The organism is Winogradskyella sp., assembly GCF_028289625.1.
In the GTDB taxonomy this organism is placed as follows: Bacteria; Bacteroidota; Bacteroidia; order Flavobacteriales; family Flavobacteriaceae; genus Winogradskyella.
The window spans coordinates 1-20093 of the sequence record NZ_JANQOM010000084.1 but is presented as its reverse complement, the minus strand read 5'-3'; the positions used below and the strand labels follow the sequence as shown (position 1 = coordinate 20093).

The following is a 20093-nucleotide window of genomic DNA, read 5'->3' as shown; positions in this document are numbered from 1 at the left end:
TTAATCTAACTCACAAGTGCCTCATCAAACATTCTTCTTAAATACTCTGATATCTCCTCACATTCTGGGACATAAATCTTTGAAATAAAATGTTCATTCTCCTTTCTGTAAACACCATACATTCTTGACCCTTTATTTTTAGAATGGGTAACATTTGCTATTCTGTCACAAAATTTAATGAACGAGGCGTTCTTAGTTTCTCTTATTCCTTTATAATACTTATCATTAGCTCTTTCTGCTCTGGTGCGACCCTTTTCATTAGTTAGGGCGTAAGCAAGTTCTGCTATTGTTTCATTGGTTTCTTTTCTTACATCATTATAAGTCTCTCTTGCATCCTCTATTATATCATGAACCCAACATGCTGCTAAGACATTCTCTTGTTCATCAAATTCAACTAAGTGAATAAATTTTTGAGCTGTTTTGAAAACCATATTTAAATGGAAATCATAATCAAAACCATCATATTTTTGATTTACTTCTTTATGCTTTTTAACTGCATATTCTTTTGTTCTGTCCAATATACCCATAACATTCATAGACAATTTAGATAGAGACGGAGATTCAACTAATCCCTATTCTCTATACTCTTATATGCTGCGATGACTTTCTTTACCAGCTTATGACGGATGACATCTTTATCATCGAGATAGACCATACCTATGCCTTCAACATTCTTCAAAACGAGTAATGCTTCTTTCAATCCTGAAATCGTTCTACGTGGTAAATCGACCTGACCTGGATCTCCAGTTAATAAAAACTTAGCATTCATGCCCATACGCGTTAAAAACATTTTCATCTGTGCGTGTGTTGTATTTTGGCCTTCATCTAAAATGACAAAAGCATTGTCTAATGTGCGACCACGCATAAAGGCTAAAGGTGCTATTTGTATGACACCTTTTTCAATATAGTTATCTAACTTCTCGTGTGGAATCATATCGCGCAATGCATCGTATAACGGTTGCATATAAGGGTCTAGCTTCTCTTTTAAATCACCAGGTAAAAACCCAAGATTTTCACCAGCTTCAACCGCTGGACGAGTTAGTATGATACGTTTTACCTCCTTATTTTTAAGTGCTTGTACTGCCAATGCCACGCCTGTATAGGTTTTACCAGTACCTGCTGGACCAATCGCAAACACCATATCATTCTTGCGAATACTCTCAACCAATTTGCGTTGATTAACCGTTTGTGCTTTTATAAGCTTGCCTCCTACACCATGCACAATGACTTCACCACTTTTGGCAGAGGTAGAATAATCTTCACTACTGTTACTGGTTAATATGCGCTCAATAACATTTTCATCAAGTTTATTATACTTACCAAAATGCTTCATGAGCATCATCATTCGTGTATCAAATTCCTCTAATAAATCTTCATCGCCATAGGCCTTGATTTTATTGCCGCGAGCAACGATTTTTAATTTTGGATAGTATTTTTTGAGAAGTTCAATATTGGCATTTTGGGCACCGAAGAATTCTTTGGGAGTTATTTCTTCGAGTTCTAGAATAAGTTCATTCAAAAGGCTACTGAATTTAGTGTTAATCTGTTTTCTTTTCTTAGTTTTGCGTAACGCTAGCGTACAAACAAATCTAACAATTTTACATCCTCAATTCTAAAAAAAATATCAACAATTAATCTATGGCCATTATCACTTTAACCACGGATTTTGGAGAAAAAGATCACTTTGCTGGAGCGATTAAGGGTGCCATTTATAGTGAATTGTCAGATATTAAAATTGTCGATGTATCGCACTCTGTGTCACCTTTTAATATTTCCGAAGCGGCTTACATTATCTTGAATGCTTATAGTAGTTTTCCTAAAGGCACCATTCACATCATAGGAATTGATTCTGAGTTAAACCCTGAAAATAAGCATATTGCGGTTAAGTTAGATGATCATTACTTTATATGTGCTAATAATGGTATTATGAGTATGATCTGTGCGGAAATAGTACCCGAAAAAATTGTTGAGATTAATATTCATGACAAAATAGAATCCAATTTTCCGGTTTTGGATGTGTTTGTAAAAGTAGCTTGCCATATTGCAAGAGGTGGAACTTTGGAAGTCATCGGAAAAGTTATTAACACTATTAAACCCATCAAAAATTTAATTCCGTTTGTTAACGACGAAAAAAATCAAATTATAGGTAGTGTTATTTACATAGATAATTATGGCAATGTTGTTACCAATATTAAAAAGAAATTTTTTGAAGAGGTTCAGAAAACACGCGATTATGAAATCTCGGCACGAAACCATAAGTTTAGAAAAATCTACAATAGATATAGTGATATTGTAAATTTTGATATCGAAGAATCTAAACGTAATGACGAAGGCAAAGGTCTTGTGGTTTTTAACTCCTCTGGCTATTTAGAAATTGCTGTTTACAAAAGCAATTGTAGTACAGTAGGTAGTGCCTCTACATTGATGGGATTAAAGACTATGGACACCGTAACCGTTAACTTTTTAAAATCGTAACATTGTTAGTAAGAATTGTAAAAATGAGTTTTGAACCATCAAGAATTGACGAATTCTTGTCTAATTTTGAGGCCAATAAAAACAAAATTCGAAATTTCGAAGGCTGTGATTTTTTGGAATTGTATCGCGATCAGAACAATACAAATATTTTTTTTACGTATAGTTATTGGAATTCTGAGGCGAGTTTAGAAAACTATAGACATTCCGATTTATTTAAATCTGTTTGGGCAAAGACCAAAATATTATTCAATGCTAAACCTGAAGCCTGGAGTGTAAATAAGCTCGCTTCGCTGGAGTAAAACAGTTAACAGTCATAGTAAACAAAAGTACTGAGACTGAAAACTGAGACCAAAAACTGAAGAATATGCTAGCCATCTTAAAAAAAGAAATAAATACCTTCTTTGCGTCACCAATCGGCTATTTGGTTATTGGTGTATTTTTATTATTAAATGGGTTGTTTCTTTGGGTTTTTAAAAGTGAATTCAACATTTTTAATAATGGTATTGCCAGTTTATCATCTTTCTTTTTATTGGCACCTTGGATCCTCATATTCCTTGTTCCAGCAGTTACTATGCGTAGTTTTAGTGACGAAAAAAAGCAAGGGACCTTAGAGTTATTGGTGACTAAACCGATTTCACATTTTCAAATTGTATTGGGTAAATATCTTGGAGCTATTGTACTTATCACTCTAGCTTTAATCCCAACACTGCTATATGCATACAGCGTATCAGAATTAGGAAGTTCAGAACGCACTCTCGATATGGGGAGCACCACAGGTTCGTATTTTGGATTGTTGTTTCTGATAGCCTCTTACACCGCTATTGGTGTGTTTGCTTCTACCCTTTCAGACAATCAGATCGTAACCTTTATTATTGCTGTGTTTATATGTTTCTTTATGTATTTTGGCTTCGAAGGACTTTCTAGCTACAATGTCTTTGGAAATCTAATTTATATAGAGAACCTAGGTATGTCTTCGCATTACAATAGTATGAGTAGAGGTGTGATCGATACGCGAGATTTAGTTTATTTTATGAGTATAGCCATCACATTTTTATTATTCACAACACTCAGAATTCAAAAACGATGATAATTACCCCTTTTTTAGTGATTTCAATGATTATAGTCTTTGCGCTATTATTCTTGTTTTTGAATACTGTTGATAAACGCAAGTGGTTAACCGCCATAATCAGTTTAATCCTAACCCCTTTTGTGTACTTCTACATGTTTTATCCTTTTATAAATATTGTTAGTAATTACCATCACCAGAAGTATTTTAACAGCGAGGCTTGGATTGAGAAACCAGCTCTGCGCTACGAAATGATTGATGAAACCATTGCTTCCGATACTTTAATTGGTCTTTCGAAGAATACTGTTTCTAAACTCATGGGTAATTACGAATGGTTAACGTGGGATGATGACCTAAAAGCTCATGACAAGAATAAATGGAATTATGCGCTTGGTATAGAACCTGGTGCTTTTAATGACCAAAAGGAATGTGTAGAAATTACGTTTGAAAAGGATAAAGTTATCGCTTTAAATCATTATCAAGAAGAAATTACCTTCGAAAAGAAAGCTGAGGAAAATGAAAAGCAATAAGACCATCATCTACATATTGGCAGTAATTGTAGGCTTAATTGTTATTAATGCAATTTCTAGCCAAATTTATGGTCGTTATGACTTGACTAAGGATAAACGTTACACGCTTTCAAATACTACTAAAAGTTTAGTTCAAGAGATTGATGCGCCGCTTATCATTGATGTGTTTTTAGAAGGCGACTTTCCTTCAGAGTTTAGATTGTTACGCACTGAAGTACGGCAAATTATCGAAGAGCTTCAGCTACAAACCAATAAAATAAAGGTCAATTATATAGATCCTTTAGAAGATGAAACCAAACGCCAACGGAATATTGAAGAATTAACCAAATCAGGATTAGAACCCTATATCAATACCGATAATAGCACTGGCAAAGTCACCCAAGAGCTTATTTTTCCATGGGCTTTTGCGAGCTATAATAATCAAACAGTAAAAATTCCATTGTTAAAGCGAAGCATCACCGAAGGCCTCCAAGAGCAAATCAACAATTCGGTGCAAGGCTTAGAGTATGCTTTTGCAGATGGCTTTAGTAAGTTGATTAAAGGAAAAACAAAAACAATTGCCTTTCTTAAAGGTAACGGCCAACTCGATGATTTAAATTCAGACGGAAGAATTACGACCAAATACCTCAATGATTTCTTAAAAACGTTACAGCCCTACTATAATATTGGGTTTTTTACTTTGGATAGTGTAGCCGTGACTCCAGTGAAGGCTTTGAATCAATTAAAGCAATTTGATTTAATCATTTCTGCAAAGCCTACTGAAGCATTTACCGAAAGCGAAAAATTAGTTTTAGATCAGTACACTATGAACGGTGGAAAAAGTCTATGGCTTACCGAATCTGTTGTGATGGACAAAGACAGTCTCTATAACGAAACCGGAAGTTCTGTTTCTACTATAAGAGAGCTTAACTTAACAAATTTCTTCTTCAAATATGGTGTTCGAATCAATCCGAGCCTAGTTAAGGACTTGTACTCCGCACCAATACTATTATCTATTGGCGAAGGCAATCCGCTTCAACCATTGCAATGGCAGTATTCCCCTTTGGCCATATCAAATTCTAGTCACCCGATTACTAAACATCTCGACATCATTAAATATGATTTTGCAAGCCCAATAGACACCTTAAAAAATGAAGTAACCAAAACCATTTTATTGCAAAGCTCGCCAAAATCAAAACTAGAAGGGACACCGACCATAATTTCGCTATCCGAAGTCACCAAAGCACCGGAGGAAGCAAGTTTTAATTCAGGTTCACAAAATTTAGCGGTTTTACTCGAAGGTGAGTTTACATCTGTTTATGACCAAATGGTATTGCCTTTTAAATTGAAGGACTTCAAACCCAAGAGCAAACCTACCAAAATGGTAGTCATCTCTGATGGTGATATTATAAAAAACAGCGTTCGTAGAAATCGACCTATTAAATTAGGGTTAGACGAAGTTTCAGGACGTGTTTATGGAAATACAGAATTCTTATTAAATACAGTGAATTATCTCTTGGATGATACAGGACTTATAAACATAAGAGCCAAAGAAATTAATATTGCCTATTTAGATTCAGATAAGATTAAAAACAATAAAGTAAAATGGCAACTGATTACTATTGCTTTACCTCTGATAATACTAGGATGTTTTGGATTTGCTTTTAACTATTTTAGAAAGAAAAAATATACCTAAAATCATTCTTTTTCTACATTAAAAGATTTCCTGCTTTCACTTCAACAAGCTCAGTGTGGCACGCAAGAATAAATGTTAATAAGTTTGTTTTATAAAACCCTTCTATTGGGATATATTTGTAGGATAAACCTAAACTTTAAAAATTACATATTCAGCGCATGAAATTTATTGTTTCAAGTACATATTTATTAAAGCAACTCCAAGTCTTAGGTGGTGTTATTAACAATAGCAATACACTTCCAATCTTAGATAACTTTTTATTTGAGCTAAGTCAATCGAAATTAACGGTTTCTGCAAGCGATTTAGAAACGACAATGTCTTCTACGATTAATGTGGAAAGTGATTCTGAAGGCAGTATTGCTTTGCCTGCGCGATTATTATTGGATACCTTAAAAACCTTCCCAGAACAGCCATTGACCTTTGTTGCTGAAGAGAACAATACGGTTGAAATCAGTTCTAATCATGGAAAATACGCTCTAGCCTATGCTGATGGCGCTGAGTTCCCTAATGCTGTTACGGTTGAAGATGCCAGCAAAACAAACATTATGGGAGATATCTTGGCTACTGCTATAAGCAAAACAATTTTTGCTGCTGGTAATGATGATTTAAGACCTGTGATGAGTGGTGTTTTCTTTCAGTTTTCTCAAGACGATTTAACTTTTGTAGCTACAGATGCTCATAAATTAGTAAAGTATACGCGTAAGGATGTGAGTGCCACCGAATCTGCAGAGTTCATAATGCCCAAGAAACCTTTGAATCTTTTAAAAGGCATTTTAGCAGGCAGTGATGAGGATGTATTGGTAGAATATAACGAATCTAATGCTCGGTTTACATTTGACAACTCTGTATTAATTTGCCGTTTAATTGATGGCAAGTATCCAAACTATGAAGCGGTTATCCCAAGAGAAAATCCAAATAAATTGGTTATTGGCCGAACACAGTTTTTAAATTCCGTGCGCCGCGTTAGTATCTTCTCCAATAAAACTACGCATCAAATTCGTTTAAAAATAGCTGGGGCTGAACTAAACATTTCTGCAGAAGATATCGATTACAGTAATAAGGCCGAAGAACGTCTAAGCTGCGATTATCAGGGAGATGATATGCAAATAGGATTTAACTCGCGTTTTTTAACCGAAATGATCAATAACTTAAATTCTGATGATGTACAGTTAGAAATGAGTTTACCAAACAGAGCGGGTATCTTAACACCTATTGATGGCCTTGATGAAGGCGAACATATTACCATGCTTGTAATGCCAGTAATGCTCAATAACTAAAAGAGATATAAATACATTTCAAAAAAGGCTCATCGAATTCGATGAGCCTTTTCTATTATCTCTTGAACAACTGAAATCATTCAGCATGAAATAACTAACTAACAAAATTAAGAGATAATGGATAGCTAGGTAATTCGCCATTACTAGCTTTTATAGCGTTAACGATTGGCATTACAAATGCCAAAATGCCTAATAGTATTAATGTGAGAATGCCTAATCCGAATACTAGAATTAAAGGGATACTCAAAATACAGTATACGATGATACTCAACTGAAAGTTTAAGATAGCTTTCCCATGGACATCCATACCTTCTACTCTATCTTTTTGTGTTGCCCATATCACAAGTGGAACTATTAATCCACCAAAACCTGTAATATAAGTCAATAACTGGGTTAAGTGCGTAATGACTAATAATTGATTGTCTGTTCGTTTAAGTGTATGATAATTTGATTCCATGATTTATTTTAAATTAACAACTATGTGACGCCAATAATTTAAAAATGTTACAAAAAAAAGAGCACAAAATAGGTGCTCTTTAAAAACGAATGAATAAAATAGCTAGTTGTCCTGAATGTCTTCTTTGTCTTTCTTACCTGTCATAAAATTAACAAGCACACCAATCAAAATAATACAAACCAATACAAAGACTCCAATCATAACGACACCCATGGACCAATCATAAACTAGCGGTATTATACTATTAATCATGTTATTCATATTTTAATTTAAACATTATAAAAATACATGAAGTTAGGTTTAAGAAATATGATATTTGTCACATCTTCTTTTTTGATGAAAATCATTTAAAAATACGTAATTCATCGTATTGACTGTATCATATGGTTTTTAGAAGTTTGTTTTAAATACATTTCGTCATGAAAACCCTATTGCTTTTTTTCTTTTCAGTACTATGCTTTCAAAATACTCAAGCTCAAAAAGTAGATGTCGTAAATGCGCCTAGAAACCCTATTGGTTTTAAGCATAAGAAAGCGCATTTTTTATTGCGAGGTGATATCTATGCTTCTGCTGGCAAAATTTTTGACAAAGCTGGAAACCTACAATATAATTTTGGTACACGATATTATTATGATAATTCAGGTAAAATTATTGGTAATAATTATGGAGACATTTTTGAATATGACTCCCAAGGAAATATTACTAAATTTCAATATCAATCTGGAAGTACAAGTTTATATAAATTTAATTCTGAAAATTTATTGATTTATGAAAAATCCTCCTATGGTGATGAAAAAACCTACACCTACGATACCCAAGGGAGGCTGATAAAAACATCTATTAAAAAAAATGGTAAGCTAAGTCAGGAACAGAACTTTTCGTATGGTAAAAAAAGAGATTCTTTAATTGTTAACATAGAATATACTTATACTAATGGCCGGCGTAGATTTTTAGCTGAATCATACTACCGTAATGGATTTCTTGTTAAGGAAATTGTATCATCCGGAACATATCGTTATAAGGTTAAAATAGATTCAAAAGGAAATAAAATCGATTTTTATAATATCGATGATCCTAATGCAAAGCACTTTGAAACTGTTAATCGCTATTATAGCGATGCTAAAAAAAACTTAAACATCGAATATGGTTATCATAAATTAAGTAGTAGCAAGTCAGCTAAAAAATCTGCAACCATTTATGTAGATGGTAAACGTTGTACAGATATTGCAATAAGCAAAGGGATAAAACCAAATGAAAAAGTTGTTTATGACGGACTAACACAAACGTACTACTCCGTACCCAACATAATTCCCGAAAATCACACACTAGATACACGTATTCCAATATCTACAAAACTATCTGTTGGAAATCCCTATATGAGCTATGCTTATGATGGAAAGTTTATCAATTATATTGATGGATATAATAAAGTGAAGTCTAGAGATTTTGCATTTTTAGGTCCACATATGATAGATTATCGCATCGATAAATACAGCGGTAGAACATACATTATAAGGAATTATAAAAACACTAAAGAGAAACCTGTTAAACCAATAGAACTATTAACTACAGATACAACATCTATTTTATACGCACGCCAGTTAAAGGATGATAACTTTTTTATCGTAGTTAAAGGTAAACATATCGACTATAAAAAAGCAAGGTTTGAATATCTTACTAACGGAGATCCGGTAATATTTATCGATAATACTCCTAAATACGTTTTAACTGGTTTTCGATTGGCTCAAGAAAATGAAGTTTTGTTCGGTAGGTTTTATAACGATGAACTTAAGAATTCTAAAATATCCTCTTCAATCGATTCATCAAATGATTTAGAGTGTTTAGAAGGAGATTGCAAAGAGGGATGGGGAAAAATAAAAGTAGGAGATATCATAACCCAAGCTACATTCAACAATGGTGCAATAGATGGTCTAGCTTACATTAACTACCCAGAAAATTCTTTTTTTCACGGAGAATACAAAAACAACCTAAGGGAAGGGGTAGGTTATTACAAATGGAGTAATGGCAATAGTTACATCGGACATTGGCAAAATGGTAAGCAGCATGGTCTTGGTATTAGATTCGACAAAAATGATAACGTAATCGAAGCTGGTCGTTTTGAAAATGGCACTCTAGTAGAAAATCAATCAGAATCCTATAAAAACAATATAAAAAATGGCAATTGTTTAGGGAATTGTAGTAACGGTTTTGGTAAATACACCTATTCTAACGGTGATTCTTATCTCGGCTTTTTTAAAAACAATCAACGTTTTAGTATTGGAAGTTATTCCTGGGTAAATAATAGTTCTTATATGGGCACTTACACTAGTGATGGGAAACGAAACGGCTATGGTATTTATACCTACGTAGACACCTCAGTATTTAGAGGCATCTTTTTTGATGATAAAATTGCTGGGCTTGGTATTATGAAATACGCCAAATCTGGGAATAGCATTAAGGGAGTTTTCAATAATAAAGGTGCGAGAATAAGAGACTTTTAAACGACTAATATTTAGATTATTTTTCGATACAAGAAGTAAAATTAATTATTAACAAAAGTAAAGAGCATTAACAGTACAAATTTGATATATTAAAATAAAAATGGCATGTATTACCACAAGCACACTAACTATCCTACTAAAGCATCCATTATACCTTATATGCTATAGACTATGAATTAGTAGTGTTGCTCTATAATATAGCCTAGGTGTTGGAGCTTGATTCTAATTTCTGTTCATGCGTTTTTTTCCTTAATGTCTCACATCAATATTAAAGCCCACACCCATACTACTATGTTTTTTGAATTTGGATTGACTTGATTTTTTATATAGTGTACCACTATTTAAAATACCAAGTGAGAAAAAGATAGCCTCACCTTTATTATTTTCTCCTTTAGACTCAACCCATTCCAGAGTGACAATTATATCGTCCTTCAAAACAATATCATAAGGTTTTAAGTCAATGGTTACATTACCTGTTTGTTTTGGTTCAATAGTAACCAGAATATTGTCTTTTAATAAATTAATATCTGGTTTTCTATTCTTTACACTATAAAAGTTGAGCCTGAAAATTGATTTTGCGCTTAGTCTATTATAAGAAATATTAAAGTTAAATGCATCTACAAGTGTCGGGTTTTTACGAATATTAATTTTCACACCCATTTCTGCACCAAGTTGGTCATAACTAAACCCTGTACTAACAAACTTAGATTTTGACTTATTTCCAAGTGTTCTTTTTTTGAAACTTTTTGCAGTAATAACCATTTCATCTAGCTCACTAACAGCTTCTTCCAACTTATATGTAACTGATTTTTCTTTTTGGATTATATTCCTTATTAATACTTCAACTGGCTTAAAACCAATTGATGAAATTCTAATAGTATCATTTTTAAATTCTTCTCTAATTTGTAATGAGAATTTCCCGTTCAAATCCGAAACTGTACCTATATCTTGATTGAGAACACCAATATTTACATAAGGTAAAGGCTGATTTGTTTGTCTATCAAGAATTGACCCAGAAAAGTCTATTGTTAACTCGGATGTTTCTGCGATTTCAAAGGGTTGAATTTTTGTATAATCTAAAGAAGAAATGTCTTTCCAAAGTATATCAAAATTATTCTGCTGATTGAGTGATTTGTTTAAGAATGCTAAAGTCAAAGATTGAATTTCATTATGAATTTTAACAGCACTTTTTGTGAATTTAAGTATTGAGGGAATACTTGTAAAATCTGCATGTTGACTATTTGCAAAGCGTAAGTAGTAATTTTTGGTTTCTAACTGTTTATAATAATGAAACTCTTTTTCTGGCGTAAATTCATCGAGTTTATCACCACTTTCCAAGTAGAGATAGTCTAAATTTTGTTTAGTCGGTAGTAAAAGATTAGTATCATAAATTTCTTGAAGATAACCATCATCTTCCTCATTTTCACCAAAATAATGGGTTTCAGTGCCATCGAGAGAAACAAATCCTTTGACTTGAGAATTTCTTTTTGCAAAGACTGCTGCACTCATGCCTCCCCAACTACATCCTATCAAGCCTAAATTTTTAAAATCAGTATTTACTAATTTATTATTAGTTAAGTAGTTAATAGCAAATTCAGCATCATAAACCTGCTCCATCATGTCTTCCATTTTATTAGTCATATTACCAGGATAACGTCCAACACTCCAAATTGAGACTACCAGGTATCCATTTTGTGCTAACGTTTCAAGGATTTTATAATTTTCAAAACCCATCCCATTGAAACCAGCCATATAAATAACTACAGGATGCTTAACATCAATTGGTTTAGGATTTAGATATGTACTTGTCTTGACATCCAACAATTTTTTTCCATCTGTTCCTGCACCAAGTTCTGCAACATAAAACTGAGCCAATTCTTCTGTCATTCCCGAAAAATCATCGTTATCTTGGTAAGTAACTGCACGCTTCTCAAATAGACTAAACAAATCCTTAAATATTAATGGCTTCTCATTTTTTTCTTTTGATGGATACCAAATATCTAAATCTACAGGTCTATAATGTAAACTGTCAGTTACTTTGGTATTTGGCTTGTAAATTCGTGTGCTATCTTTAAGTTGTAAGCTCTTAAATCCAGCATTATAATTTTGACTAAATGCTAATTGTATTAGAAATAAAATTGATGCTATTAACGATGTTTTTTTCAAAATAATAAGTTTTAAAATGTATTAAATACTTTAAAGCTACTAACAGAGGAACTTTGCACTAAGTTCTAGCCCGAAATATATTATGATGTCATATACTTTTTAACTTCAAGAAGTGTTTTTTTAAAATCAGTGGACGTATCAAAGTATTCTATACCTGTTGACTCACAAGATTTTTTTATGTGTTTGCTGTGTGGTAACATATTTTGAATATGGTCTGTAATGTATTCATCTGATTTATCACTAATCCAATCTCTATTGGATTGTGCATATTCCTTCACCTGCTTAACTTTTTCTATTAAACCTATTTTGGTATAGCCTAAAAAGCAGATTTTTATATCATTGGGATATTTTTCCACAAGTTCAATTACCAATTCTGGCAATACAGCTTCACCATCAATAATGCAGTTCTCTCCAATTAAGAAATTGCTAAAACCCTCTTTTAGGAATAAAGTCAACTACCAATCTTCAAGGGGTGATTTATTATCTCTCCAGGACCATTCAACATCTTCCATAAACCAATGAAAAGCTTCAATGTCAGTTACATTCCAATTCCTAAATCCTCGGACGTTTTCGAACAGCCTACTAGCATTCTCAACTGTTGGTTGGTTTAAAACCTGATTCATTTCTTTGATCAGGTTCTTGGGTTTGGCATTGCATCTAGACAAGTACTCATAAAACCACTTGTGATATGGAAAAAATACGCGATTGTAGGTAAGAATCAACCTCCCTGTAAACAGAACAAGCTGAGATGCTGCGCGGCTTTTTGTGTAAATGTTGCCATGTCGCTCTGCTTCACCCATTAGCCAATTCTGAATAAAGGCCATTGAATAGAATTTTCGTATTTTTTGATCCCGGTCTGCTTCAGGGTATTGTTGGATAGAATGGATGATGCTAGCCAGGTCATCTACTTTTGAAAATGCTATTATTGCTCCATCAAATGCTGCTCTAGTGGGTTCATTTCCTTTATCTACAACTTGCCTAAGGTATTGCATGTCGATGACTTTTCCATCCACAAAACCACCGGAATAATCTGTCAAGTCGGTTCGGTTGATAAAAAAATCCCCTGCTTTTTGCCGGTTTTTATATTCTTCATCTGTAGCAACCATCATAAAATCAATGTCTGAATCCACCTTGGCACATCCTTTGGCAACAGATCCACCGATGATTAAAGCCTCAAACCGCTTATCGTTTTGATATTCTTTTATAAGGTTATTGATTGCACGCTGATGATGAGGTAAGATACTAGTTTTCATAACTTTTTAATATAAAATTTTTCGATTTTCTCTTTTTTGCAATGAATGCCAACTATGGATAAGCGTGGTACCTTAAGTTCTTCTGACAATGCTTTTAAAACTGAGGTTTTTCCTTGTCTGGATGTACCACTTATTAGGTATATCATACTTACTGTCTGTTTTGAATTCCTGTACGCAACCAGTTCTCATACGAGACTGCATCTGCATATTGAATTGCGGAGTTTAATACTTTTAAATCTGGACTGATTAAAACATAATACGGTTGTGAGGCTGTTTTAAAATTTAGTGCCTGAAATGTCGCCCATTTAGCACCAATAGTTTCAATATCTTTTAAAGTACCATTACTTCTTTTGAATTGAAATTTTTTATCTTCCTTAAGCCTCTTTCTATCATCTACATAAAGGGAAATGAGAATAAAATTCTCTTTTAAGAGCTTGTGAATGGATGGTTTTGTCCAAACATTCTCTTCCATTTTACGACAGTTTACACAGGCCCATCCCGTAAAGTCTAATAATATTGGTTTGTTTGATTCTCTTGCTTTGATAATCCCTTCGTCAAAATCTTTGTAACAATCTAAACCTAAAGGGCAATCACTACCCTGTTCGTACAAACTATAAAACTGGGGCGGTGGAAAACCGCTTAATAGGTTTAAGTTCCAGGTTGGATTTTTGAGAGTTCCCGGAATGAGATAAATAATAAAACTTACTACTAATATTCCTAAAGTTATTCGAGAAAATGAGACAGCTTTGTCTTTATCATCATGAGGGAATTTAATTTTTTTAAATAGGTATAGTGCCAACAGAATAAAAATGACTATCCATATACCAATAAATACTTCTCGTTTTAAAATGCCCCAATGCTGAACTAAATCTGCATTTGAAAGGAATTTAAACGCAAATGCTAACTCCAAAAATCCTAAAACGACTTTTGTTGAATTTAACCATCCACCGGATTTAGGTAATGAATTAAGCCAATTTGGGAACAAGGCAAAAAGTGCAAAAGGTAATGCCAATGCTAAACCAAAACCAAGCATCCCAATGGTTAATTGTGTTGCACCACTTTCTGATGTTAACGAGCCTGCAAGTAACGAACCCAAAATTGGACCTGTACATGAAAAGGATACGATAGCCAATGTTAACGACATAAAAAATATACCTATGACTCCACCAACATTTGATACTGAATCCATTTTATTACTCCATGAACTCGGTAAAGTAATTTCATAAAAACCAAAAAATGAAAAAGCAAAAACTACAAGAATAACGAAGAAGAAAATATTCAACCAAACATTTGTTGATATCTCATTTAATATTTCAGGGTCTAAGGTATCCAATGTGTGAAATGGTAAACTTAAAAGAAGATATATGAGTACAATAAACAAGCCATAAAGCATAGCATTAATGATTCCTTTTTTCTTAATCCTAGCAGACTTTGTAAAGAATGAAACCGTTAATGGAATCATTGGAAATACACATGGTGTTAATAAGGCCAATAACCCACCAAAAAAGCCCAGAAAAAAAATAGAACTCAAATTGTTATCTGATTGTTTTGACACTACCTCGGATGTAAGCATGTCCTTATTCTTAAGGTCTAGTAAAAGTTTGTTAGATAATACTATACTCCTTTCATCTTGTTCAGATTCTAAAACTTGAGAATCCATAGTTTTAATCTGAAATACAAAATCCTCATCTATATTAATACAGACCTTTTTACACACTTGAGCAAATAAATTGACTTTTATAATCTTTAAGTTCTTATCAACTAGCTTTACCCTTTGAGTAATTGTAGCACTATCTTTGAAAAAAATCTCTTCTTTTTCCCATACCTCTGAATATTCTTTAAACGTTTTGCTCTCTTTTGCCTTACCAGTTATTTGTATTTTGGTTATGTCTTTAGAAGTAATTTCTAAAGGCAAAGACGCTCCATCTGGATTGTATTGAGAATATAAGTGCCAATCTTTAGCAATTTTTGCCTTGATAATTAAATCATATTCTAAATCAGAGATTTTATTAAAGCTTGATTGCAATTGAATTGGTTTTTTCCCTGTTTGTGAGTATACCATACTACAAATAAGAAAAAGTACGAGCCGAATAATTTTTTTCTTCATTTTATTCTTTTAAGTACCCTAATTGCTCAAAGAGACCTGTTGACTGTTTTAAATACCTGTCTTTTGATACTTCCTTAATCCACGCTTTGGCTATTATATCATTGTTGTATAATCTTGCATCTTTCCAATCTTCAATACCGTCAATATCCAATCGTTGCCAATCCTCATTAATAAATGCAATGGCCTTGATATTCTTTTCATAGCAAAATGAAAAGAAGTCAACAAACCATTCGTCCCAAACATTGGTGTCTTTTTTTGAGATGCCCAAAACTGGATTTGCTTCGGCAATCATTACTGGTTTTTTATGGCTTTTTGCAAAGTTTAAAACATCATTGGTTTCTCTATGATTAAAGATGTCTTCATAAGGCTGAAAAAAGACTGAGATTGCCACCCAATCTACATAGTCGTCACCTGGATACCAATCCTTCACAGGGTATTCTTTGTAAGGTTTAGATGCGTAGGAATGCCATACATAAGCTACATTCGTTACACCTTCCTTTCTCATAATGTTAACAACATGCTTGTATGCTTTTACATAGTCAATCGGCTCTAGAAGATTATGGGGTCCATCAAATTCATAACCAATTCTTAAATATACTGGTCTATTTACTGTTTTTACCCAATCGCAATATTCTTTAATTACACCGTCATACATTCCGCTGTAGGTGTTTTTAGCGACATCCCATTTTCCTACCAACCACATAGCACTATGCAATGCCATGTTATCAAAATGTTCCACTAAAAACTGATGATCTTGGGTACTTCTAGTGATATTTACGAATGGTTCTTTAATTCCTGTAGATTGTGTTACTGCCCAATAAGCAGACCAAGCCCCAGGATATTCTTTGTACTGAAAATAATCGCGATATTCATTGATACCTTCTTTAGTTTGTCCTTGAATTAATAAGGTCTTACCATTTGGTGGAACAAACTTTGTTTTTTTATAATCATATACAAAACTATTATCAATTGAGGTGCTAATCTTTCCTACCATACTTGTAACCACAACATCACTATTTTGTTCAATTAGGTTTTTAGATGGACTACAGGTCATTATACAAATTATAAAACTAAAGAAACAGATTGCAATTTTTACGCCTGTAAAAATTCCTTTCTGTTTAAGTTTTAGACTAAATATTTTAATTTTTCTCATATTTTTTAATTTGTCATAGTAATATCTAAAAGATTCTATTCAATCTTGTATAAGTCATTTAACAAAAAGATTGCTTCATTGTGAAGCTTTTTTGCAATTGTCTCTTGACCATTTAAATTGAAAAATCTTATCTGTAATTGTCTTAATGTCTGGTTAAGCTGAGAAATGTCGTGTGCCTCCTTTCTGTAATAGTATTCTGTTATATTTGATATGGATAGAGCCATATAGCCTTGAAATGCATAAACCGATGTTAATTTTTGTGTGGTCTTAAAATCAAATTCTGTTATAATACCAGTAGCTTTAGCTGATTCCCAAGCAGTCTTATACAATGTAGCATCAATAATAGATTTATTATTGGTGATGATACTTAAATTTAGAAAATTATATTTGGATAATTCTTTAACTAAACTGTCGCTCTTGCCAGATACCATCTTGGTAATTCTATCCGTAATTTGCTTATGATCCTTTTCCCACCTCTCAAGAGTTGAAATGTTTTGTTTTAATTCTTTGTAGATACTATCAATAGCTAAAGCTTTTTGTTTTTCAGTTTCATAATCGTTGAATAGCTTGTCTATAAACAAAGCAAAAAGTACACTGAAAACTATTAGTAAGCCCTCTGATATATTTTTTTTTATGTTTTTCGTAAATAATTTCTTGGCTTTCATGTTACTAGAAATATAACCATTTAACGTTTTTTGGTCTCCTTTTGGTAATGGATTTGATTATAACATTTTCAATCAACACATTTGTGTTGGATATAACTCTTCCTGTTTCTATATCTATGATACTTACGTTTGATATCCAATATGTATTTTGAGCATACGATAATTGGATTATAAAAAAACTACTATTGCTATTAATCTATATTTATTCATCCTTTAAGACGATTTGCTGTGAACCATCCTTAAAATTGTATTTAACCACTTTGTTATTAAACATTGAATCTTGAATGACAGAAAACCTTCCTTGACCTGGTGTATCTATATTTAAGAATTTATCGCCATTGGTATTTGCCCCTAAATAAAACAATTGACCGCCTTTTTGAGGGTCGTTGATTAGGATGCCTACTTTTTGCCCATTTAAATCTTCTTTTGGAACAAACATGACGATACCTTCACCACTAACACCGTCTAATCCCAAAGCGGATAGTCCTTTATCAGAATAATATCCCATACCGCCTTTTTCAACGCCGTTTTCGTCATTGAATACTATACCATAAGGACCTTTAGATGCCCTTTTTATAATGCTATTCTGATTTGTTTTAATAAATGGTGATGCCCCTAGTACAACTCTGTCATTCCCATCCTCATCTAAAATCAGAACACCGCTTAGCGAATCCTTTCGTATTCTTGATTGAGACTTAGTGATATCTGAGGAAATTAAAATTCTATCCCTACCTTGTTGGTCCTTTACGGTTATTTGGTTAGTTGTAATTTTTTTATAAAAAACCTTATCGTTTATCCAAAACTTATAGGTAATCAAAAACACTAAAAGCAAAATGACAATAAGATTGAAAACATAGAGTTTTTGAAGCTTTTTAACTTTAGTTTCTAAGTATTTGTTTGTTTTATGTAAATCTTCTTTTGACACTTAGTTTTCATTTGGTTTTCTCACAAAGGATTTCCTTAATAGTCTTTAACCAAGACTATAAGTCCTCTTTAAAAAGTTCTTCCATTTTTTGCTCTAACTTACCCTCTCTTAAATCGGCATCCATAGCTATGATTTTGCCTTCTTGGTCTATTAAAATAGGCTTAGGAAGCGTTACTAATTGAAATCGCTTTGCCAAATCAGATTTGAACTCACCTTCAGAATACAAACTGTATTCCCAAGGAAAAGGGTTTTTGTTTAGGAAATTGAATAGTGATTTTTTATCCTTATCGACTGAAATGCTCACAACATTAAATCCTTTATTCTTATAGGTACTATAAGCTTTTTTAATTTTTGGAAATTCTTCCATACACGGTTTACACCAAGTTGCCCAGAAATCAATTAAAGTAATTTTACCTTTCAAATCTTTATTAGTTATGAACTGACTTTCATTTTGTGCAAAAGGCAATTTAAACTCAGGGATTGGCTTGCCAATACCAAGGCTTACCCAAGATTCATCAAGTGTAAAATAGTCTTCTGCGAAAGTTGGGTTGATTTCAATACTTGAATATGTAATTTCTAGTTTATATCCAGCAGCAGGAATGTTAACCTCTTCTTTAAAGGGAAGTATATAGTCATCAACCTCTCTATAATCTGAATACGTCATTGTTGATTCACCATAACGGTTGTCAGAGATATAGGCAATCAGGTACTTTGATTCTTTGTCAAAAACGTAGTCTTCGTTAGGGTTATTTTTGGTCAGCTTATATACGGGTTTGTCATTCCATATTGTGTCTTTAAATGTATAATCACTTGCCTTTTCCATTAGCTCAAGAACAGGTGCTATTCTAACCGATTCCTTTGGCATTGTGTTGATGCCAAAAAACTCACCTTTTTCAAACTTTACTTTTGAACTACTTCCACTATTAGTAATTATAATTTCTGTTACTGTATCATTAGTTTTTGTTACGGTTTTTTGAAGCGAGGTCATTTTAATCGAAATTGTTTTTTCTACATCACTCACTACATTATCACCTATAAAAGTTTTTAAATTAAATGTGGTTTTTTTGGATGTGAAAGCATTCCAACTTTTTTCACTGGATGTAGCCCGTAAACTAGCTTCTACTAACTCTTGTGAATTTGTAATTTGCTTATCACAAGAATTGAAAGAAGCTAAAACTATTACCAGCAAAGTATATTTTATGGGCATTATAAATGATTTAAAAAAGGCTACCATGATTATTTATTTTTTATAATTGTTTACAGAGACAATTCATAGGCTTTCACTAAATATTGTTTTGCCAAATCGCTAAAATCATCCTTGGATTCTATTCTAATGCGATGCGAAACCATACTATTAAAACTACCTGCAGGCTCGATGGGTATAATAATATCCTTGGGGAAATTCAATCCAATATCAATTCTTGATTTGGTAGATGGTTGAATGATGGCAAACTGCTTTTTAGCCCTGACACTCACATAAACCTTTTTAGGTACTAATTCAACTCCCTCTAAGGTATTTAGAAAAGCCGCTATATATTCGTAAATCAAGAATAAATACTCTTTATCTCTATATTGATTAGCTACTAAATCTACAGGTATATTCTCTTTACTTTTTAATACCAATAAATTGGCAAAGCCGTGAGATAACCCATATTTCTCTTTTACAAAAGCAATTTTTTGATTGTGTTTTTCTAAATTTTGAGATTTGATGTCTTGAATTATTGTCTCTGGTTCTAAACCCGTTTTTTCTTCTATGCTTTGTAGCATTTTTTGTTGTCTTGCTTCGGTTGCTGACATCTTATTATACTTTTTTAGCTTTAATTTTCACGCGTGTTTGTATTGT

The 20093-nt window shown here is 32.9% G+C and carries 21 protein-coding genes; 7 read left to right on the top strand and 14 right to left on the bottom strand.

The window, feature by feature from the left end:
- Positions 1-5 precede the first annotated feature (5 nt).
- Entirely contained in the window at positions 6-527 is a 522-nt protein-coding gene (locus Q0992_RS15615; RefSeq protein ID WP_299526602.1) for a phosphohydrolase, read from the bottom strand.
- Between the two features lie 38 nt (positions 528-565).
- Positions 566-1519 (bottom strand): PhoH family protein, encoded by a 954-nt coding sequence (locus Q0992_RS15610; RefSeq protein ID WP_299526599.1) that lies wholly within the window; start codon positions 1517-1519, stop codon positions 566-568.
- Between the two features lie 119 nt (positions 1520-1638).
- Between Q0992_RS15610 and Q0992_RS15605 the strand changes: the two genes are divergently transcribed.
- From Q0992_RS15605 to dnaN, 6 genes are all read left to right on the top strand, one after another.
- Entirely contained in the window at positions 1639-2475 is an 837-nt protein-coding gene (locus Q0992_RS15605; RefSeq protein WP_299526596.1) for an SAM-dependent chlorinase/fluorinase, read from the top strand.
- A 2-nt stretch (positions 2476-2477) separates the two neighbouring features.
- Positions 2478-2774 carry a putative quinol monooxygenase gene (locus tag Q0992_RS15600; RefSeq protein WP_299526594.1) on the top strand — a complete coding sequence of 99 codons (297 nt, stop codon included), beginning with the start codon at positions 2478-2480 and terminating at the stop codon, positions 2772-2774.
- 65 nt (positions 2775-2839) lie between these two features.
- Positions 2840-3562, top strand: a complete 723-nt coding sequence (gene gldF, locus Q0992_RS15595; protein ID WP_299526591.1) for a gliding motility-associated ABC transporter permease subunit GldF — start codon at positions 2840-2842, stop codon at positions 3560-3562.
- On the top strand, positions 3559-4071 hold the full coding sequence (locus tag Q0992_RS15590; RefSeq protein ID WP_299526588.1) for a hypothetical protein: 513 nt from the start codon (positions 3559-3561) through the stop codon (positions 4069-4071). The genes gldF and Q0992_RS15590 overlap by 4 nt, the downstream gene beginning before the upstream one ends.
- Entirely contained in the window at positions 4058-5746 is a 1689-nt protein-coding gene (gldG, locus tag Q0992_RS15585) for a gliding motility-associated ABC transporter substrate-binding protein GldG (RefSeq protein ID WP_299526585.1), read from the top strand. The genes Q0992_RS15590 and gldG overlap by 14 nt, the downstream gene beginning before the upstream one ends.
- A gap of 158 nt (positions 5747-5904) precedes the next feature.
- Entirely contained in the window at positions 5905-7023 is a 1119-nt protein-coding gene (gene dnaN, locus Q0992_RS15580; protein WP_299526582.1) for a DNA polymerase III subunit beta, read from the top strand.
- A gap of 94 nt (positions 7024-7117) precedes the next feature.
- Here the strand turns inward: dnaN and Q0992_RS15575 are convergent, their stop codons facing one another.
- A complete protein-coding gene (locus tag Q0992_RS15575) occupies positions 7118-7480 on the bottom strand; it encodes a DUF4870 domain-containing protein (RefSeq protein ID WP_299526579.1) in 363 nt (120 codons plus the stop codon).
- Between the two features lie 102 nt (positions 7481-7582).
- Entirely contained in the window at positions 7583-7732 is a 150-nt protein-coding gene (locus tag Q0992_RS15570; RefSeq protein ID WP_299526576.1) for a hypothetical protein, read from the bottom strand.
- A gap of 167 nt (positions 7733-7899) precedes the next feature.
- Here Q0992_RS15570 and Q0992_RS15565 point away from each other — a divergent pair, with 167 nt between their 5' ends.
- Entirely contained in the window at positions 7900-9981 is a 2082-nt protein-coding gene (locus Q0992_RS15565; protein WP_299526573.1) for an MORN motif precursor, read from the top strand.
- A gap of 249 nt (positions 9982-10230) precedes the next feature.
- On the opposite strand, the gene Q0992_RS15560 is transcribed toward Q0992_RS15565, so the two are convergent.
- The 10 genes from Q0992_RS15560 to Q0992_RS15515 form a co-directional block, all read right to left on the bottom strand.
- Positions 10231-12147 carry a carboxypeptidase-like regulatory domain-containing protein gene (locus Q0992_RS15560; RefSeq protein ID WP_299526569.1) on the bottom strand — a complete coding sequence of 639 codons (1917 nt, stop codon included), beginning with the start codon at positions 12145-12147 and terminating at the stop codon, positions 10231-10233.
- Between the two features lie 80 nt (positions 12148-12227).
- Positions 12228-12602 carry a hypothetical protein gene (locus Q0992_RS15555; RefSeq protein ID WP_299526564.1) on the bottom strand — a complete coding sequence of 125 codons (375 nt, stop codon included), beginning with the start codon at positions 12600-12602 and terminating at the stop codon, positions 12228-12230.
- A complete protein-coding gene (locus tag Q0992_RS15550) occupies positions 12603-13400 on the bottom strand; it encodes a nucleotidyltransferase domain-containing protein (protein WP_299526561.1) in 798 nt (265 codons plus the stop codon).
- Positions 13397-13546, bottom strand: coding sequence for a hypothetical protein (locus Q0992_RS15545; protein WP_299526557.1), 150 nt, complete (start codon positions 13544-13546; stop codon positions 13397-13399). Before Q0992_RS15545 ends, Q0992_RS15550 begins: the two co-directional genes overlap by 4 nt.
- Before the next feature lie 2 nt (positions 13547-13548).
- Positions 13549-15507, bottom strand: coding sequence for a cytochrome c biogenesis protein CcdA (locus tag Q0992_RS15540; protein WP_299526554.1), 1959 nt, complete (start codon positions 15505-15507; stop codon positions 13549-13551).
- A 1-nt stretch (position 15508) separates the two neighbouring features.
- Complete coding sequence (locus Q0992_RS15535; RefSeq protein ID WP_299526550.1) at positions 15509-16561, bottom strand: glycoside hydrolase family 26 protein; 1053 nt, start codon at positions 16559-16561, stop codon at positions 15509-15511.
- Between the two features lie 134 nt (positions 16562-16695).
- Complete coding sequence (locus Q0992_RS15530; protein ID WP_299526545.1) at positions 16696-17325, bottom strand: hypothetical protein; 630 nt, start codon at positions 17323-17325, stop codon at positions 16696-16698.
- 202 nt (positions 17326-17527) lie between these two features.
- The gene (locus Q0992_RS15525; RefSeq protein ID WP_299526543.1) at positions 17528-18250 is read right to left on the bottom strand and encodes a hypothetical protein; all 723 of its coding nucleotides are present in this window, start codon (positions 18248-18250) and stop codon (positions 17528-17530) included.
- A 55-nt stretch (positions 18251-18305) separates the two neighbouring features.
- The gene (locus Q0992_RS15520; RefSeq protein ID WP_299526540.1) at positions 18306-19457 is read right to left on the bottom strand and encodes a redoxin domain-containing protein; all 1152 of its coding nucleotides are present in this window, start codon (positions 19455-19457) and stop codon (positions 18306-18308) included.
- A 50-nt stretch (positions 19458-19507) separates the two neighbouring features.
- The gene (locus Q0992_RS15515) at positions 19508-20047 is read right to left on the bottom strand and encodes a DUF4287 domain-containing protein (RefSeq protein ID WP_299526537.1); all 540 of its coding nucleotides are present in this window, start codon (positions 20045-20047) and stop codon (positions 19508-19510) included.
- Positions 20048-20093: the final 46 nt, after the last annotated feature.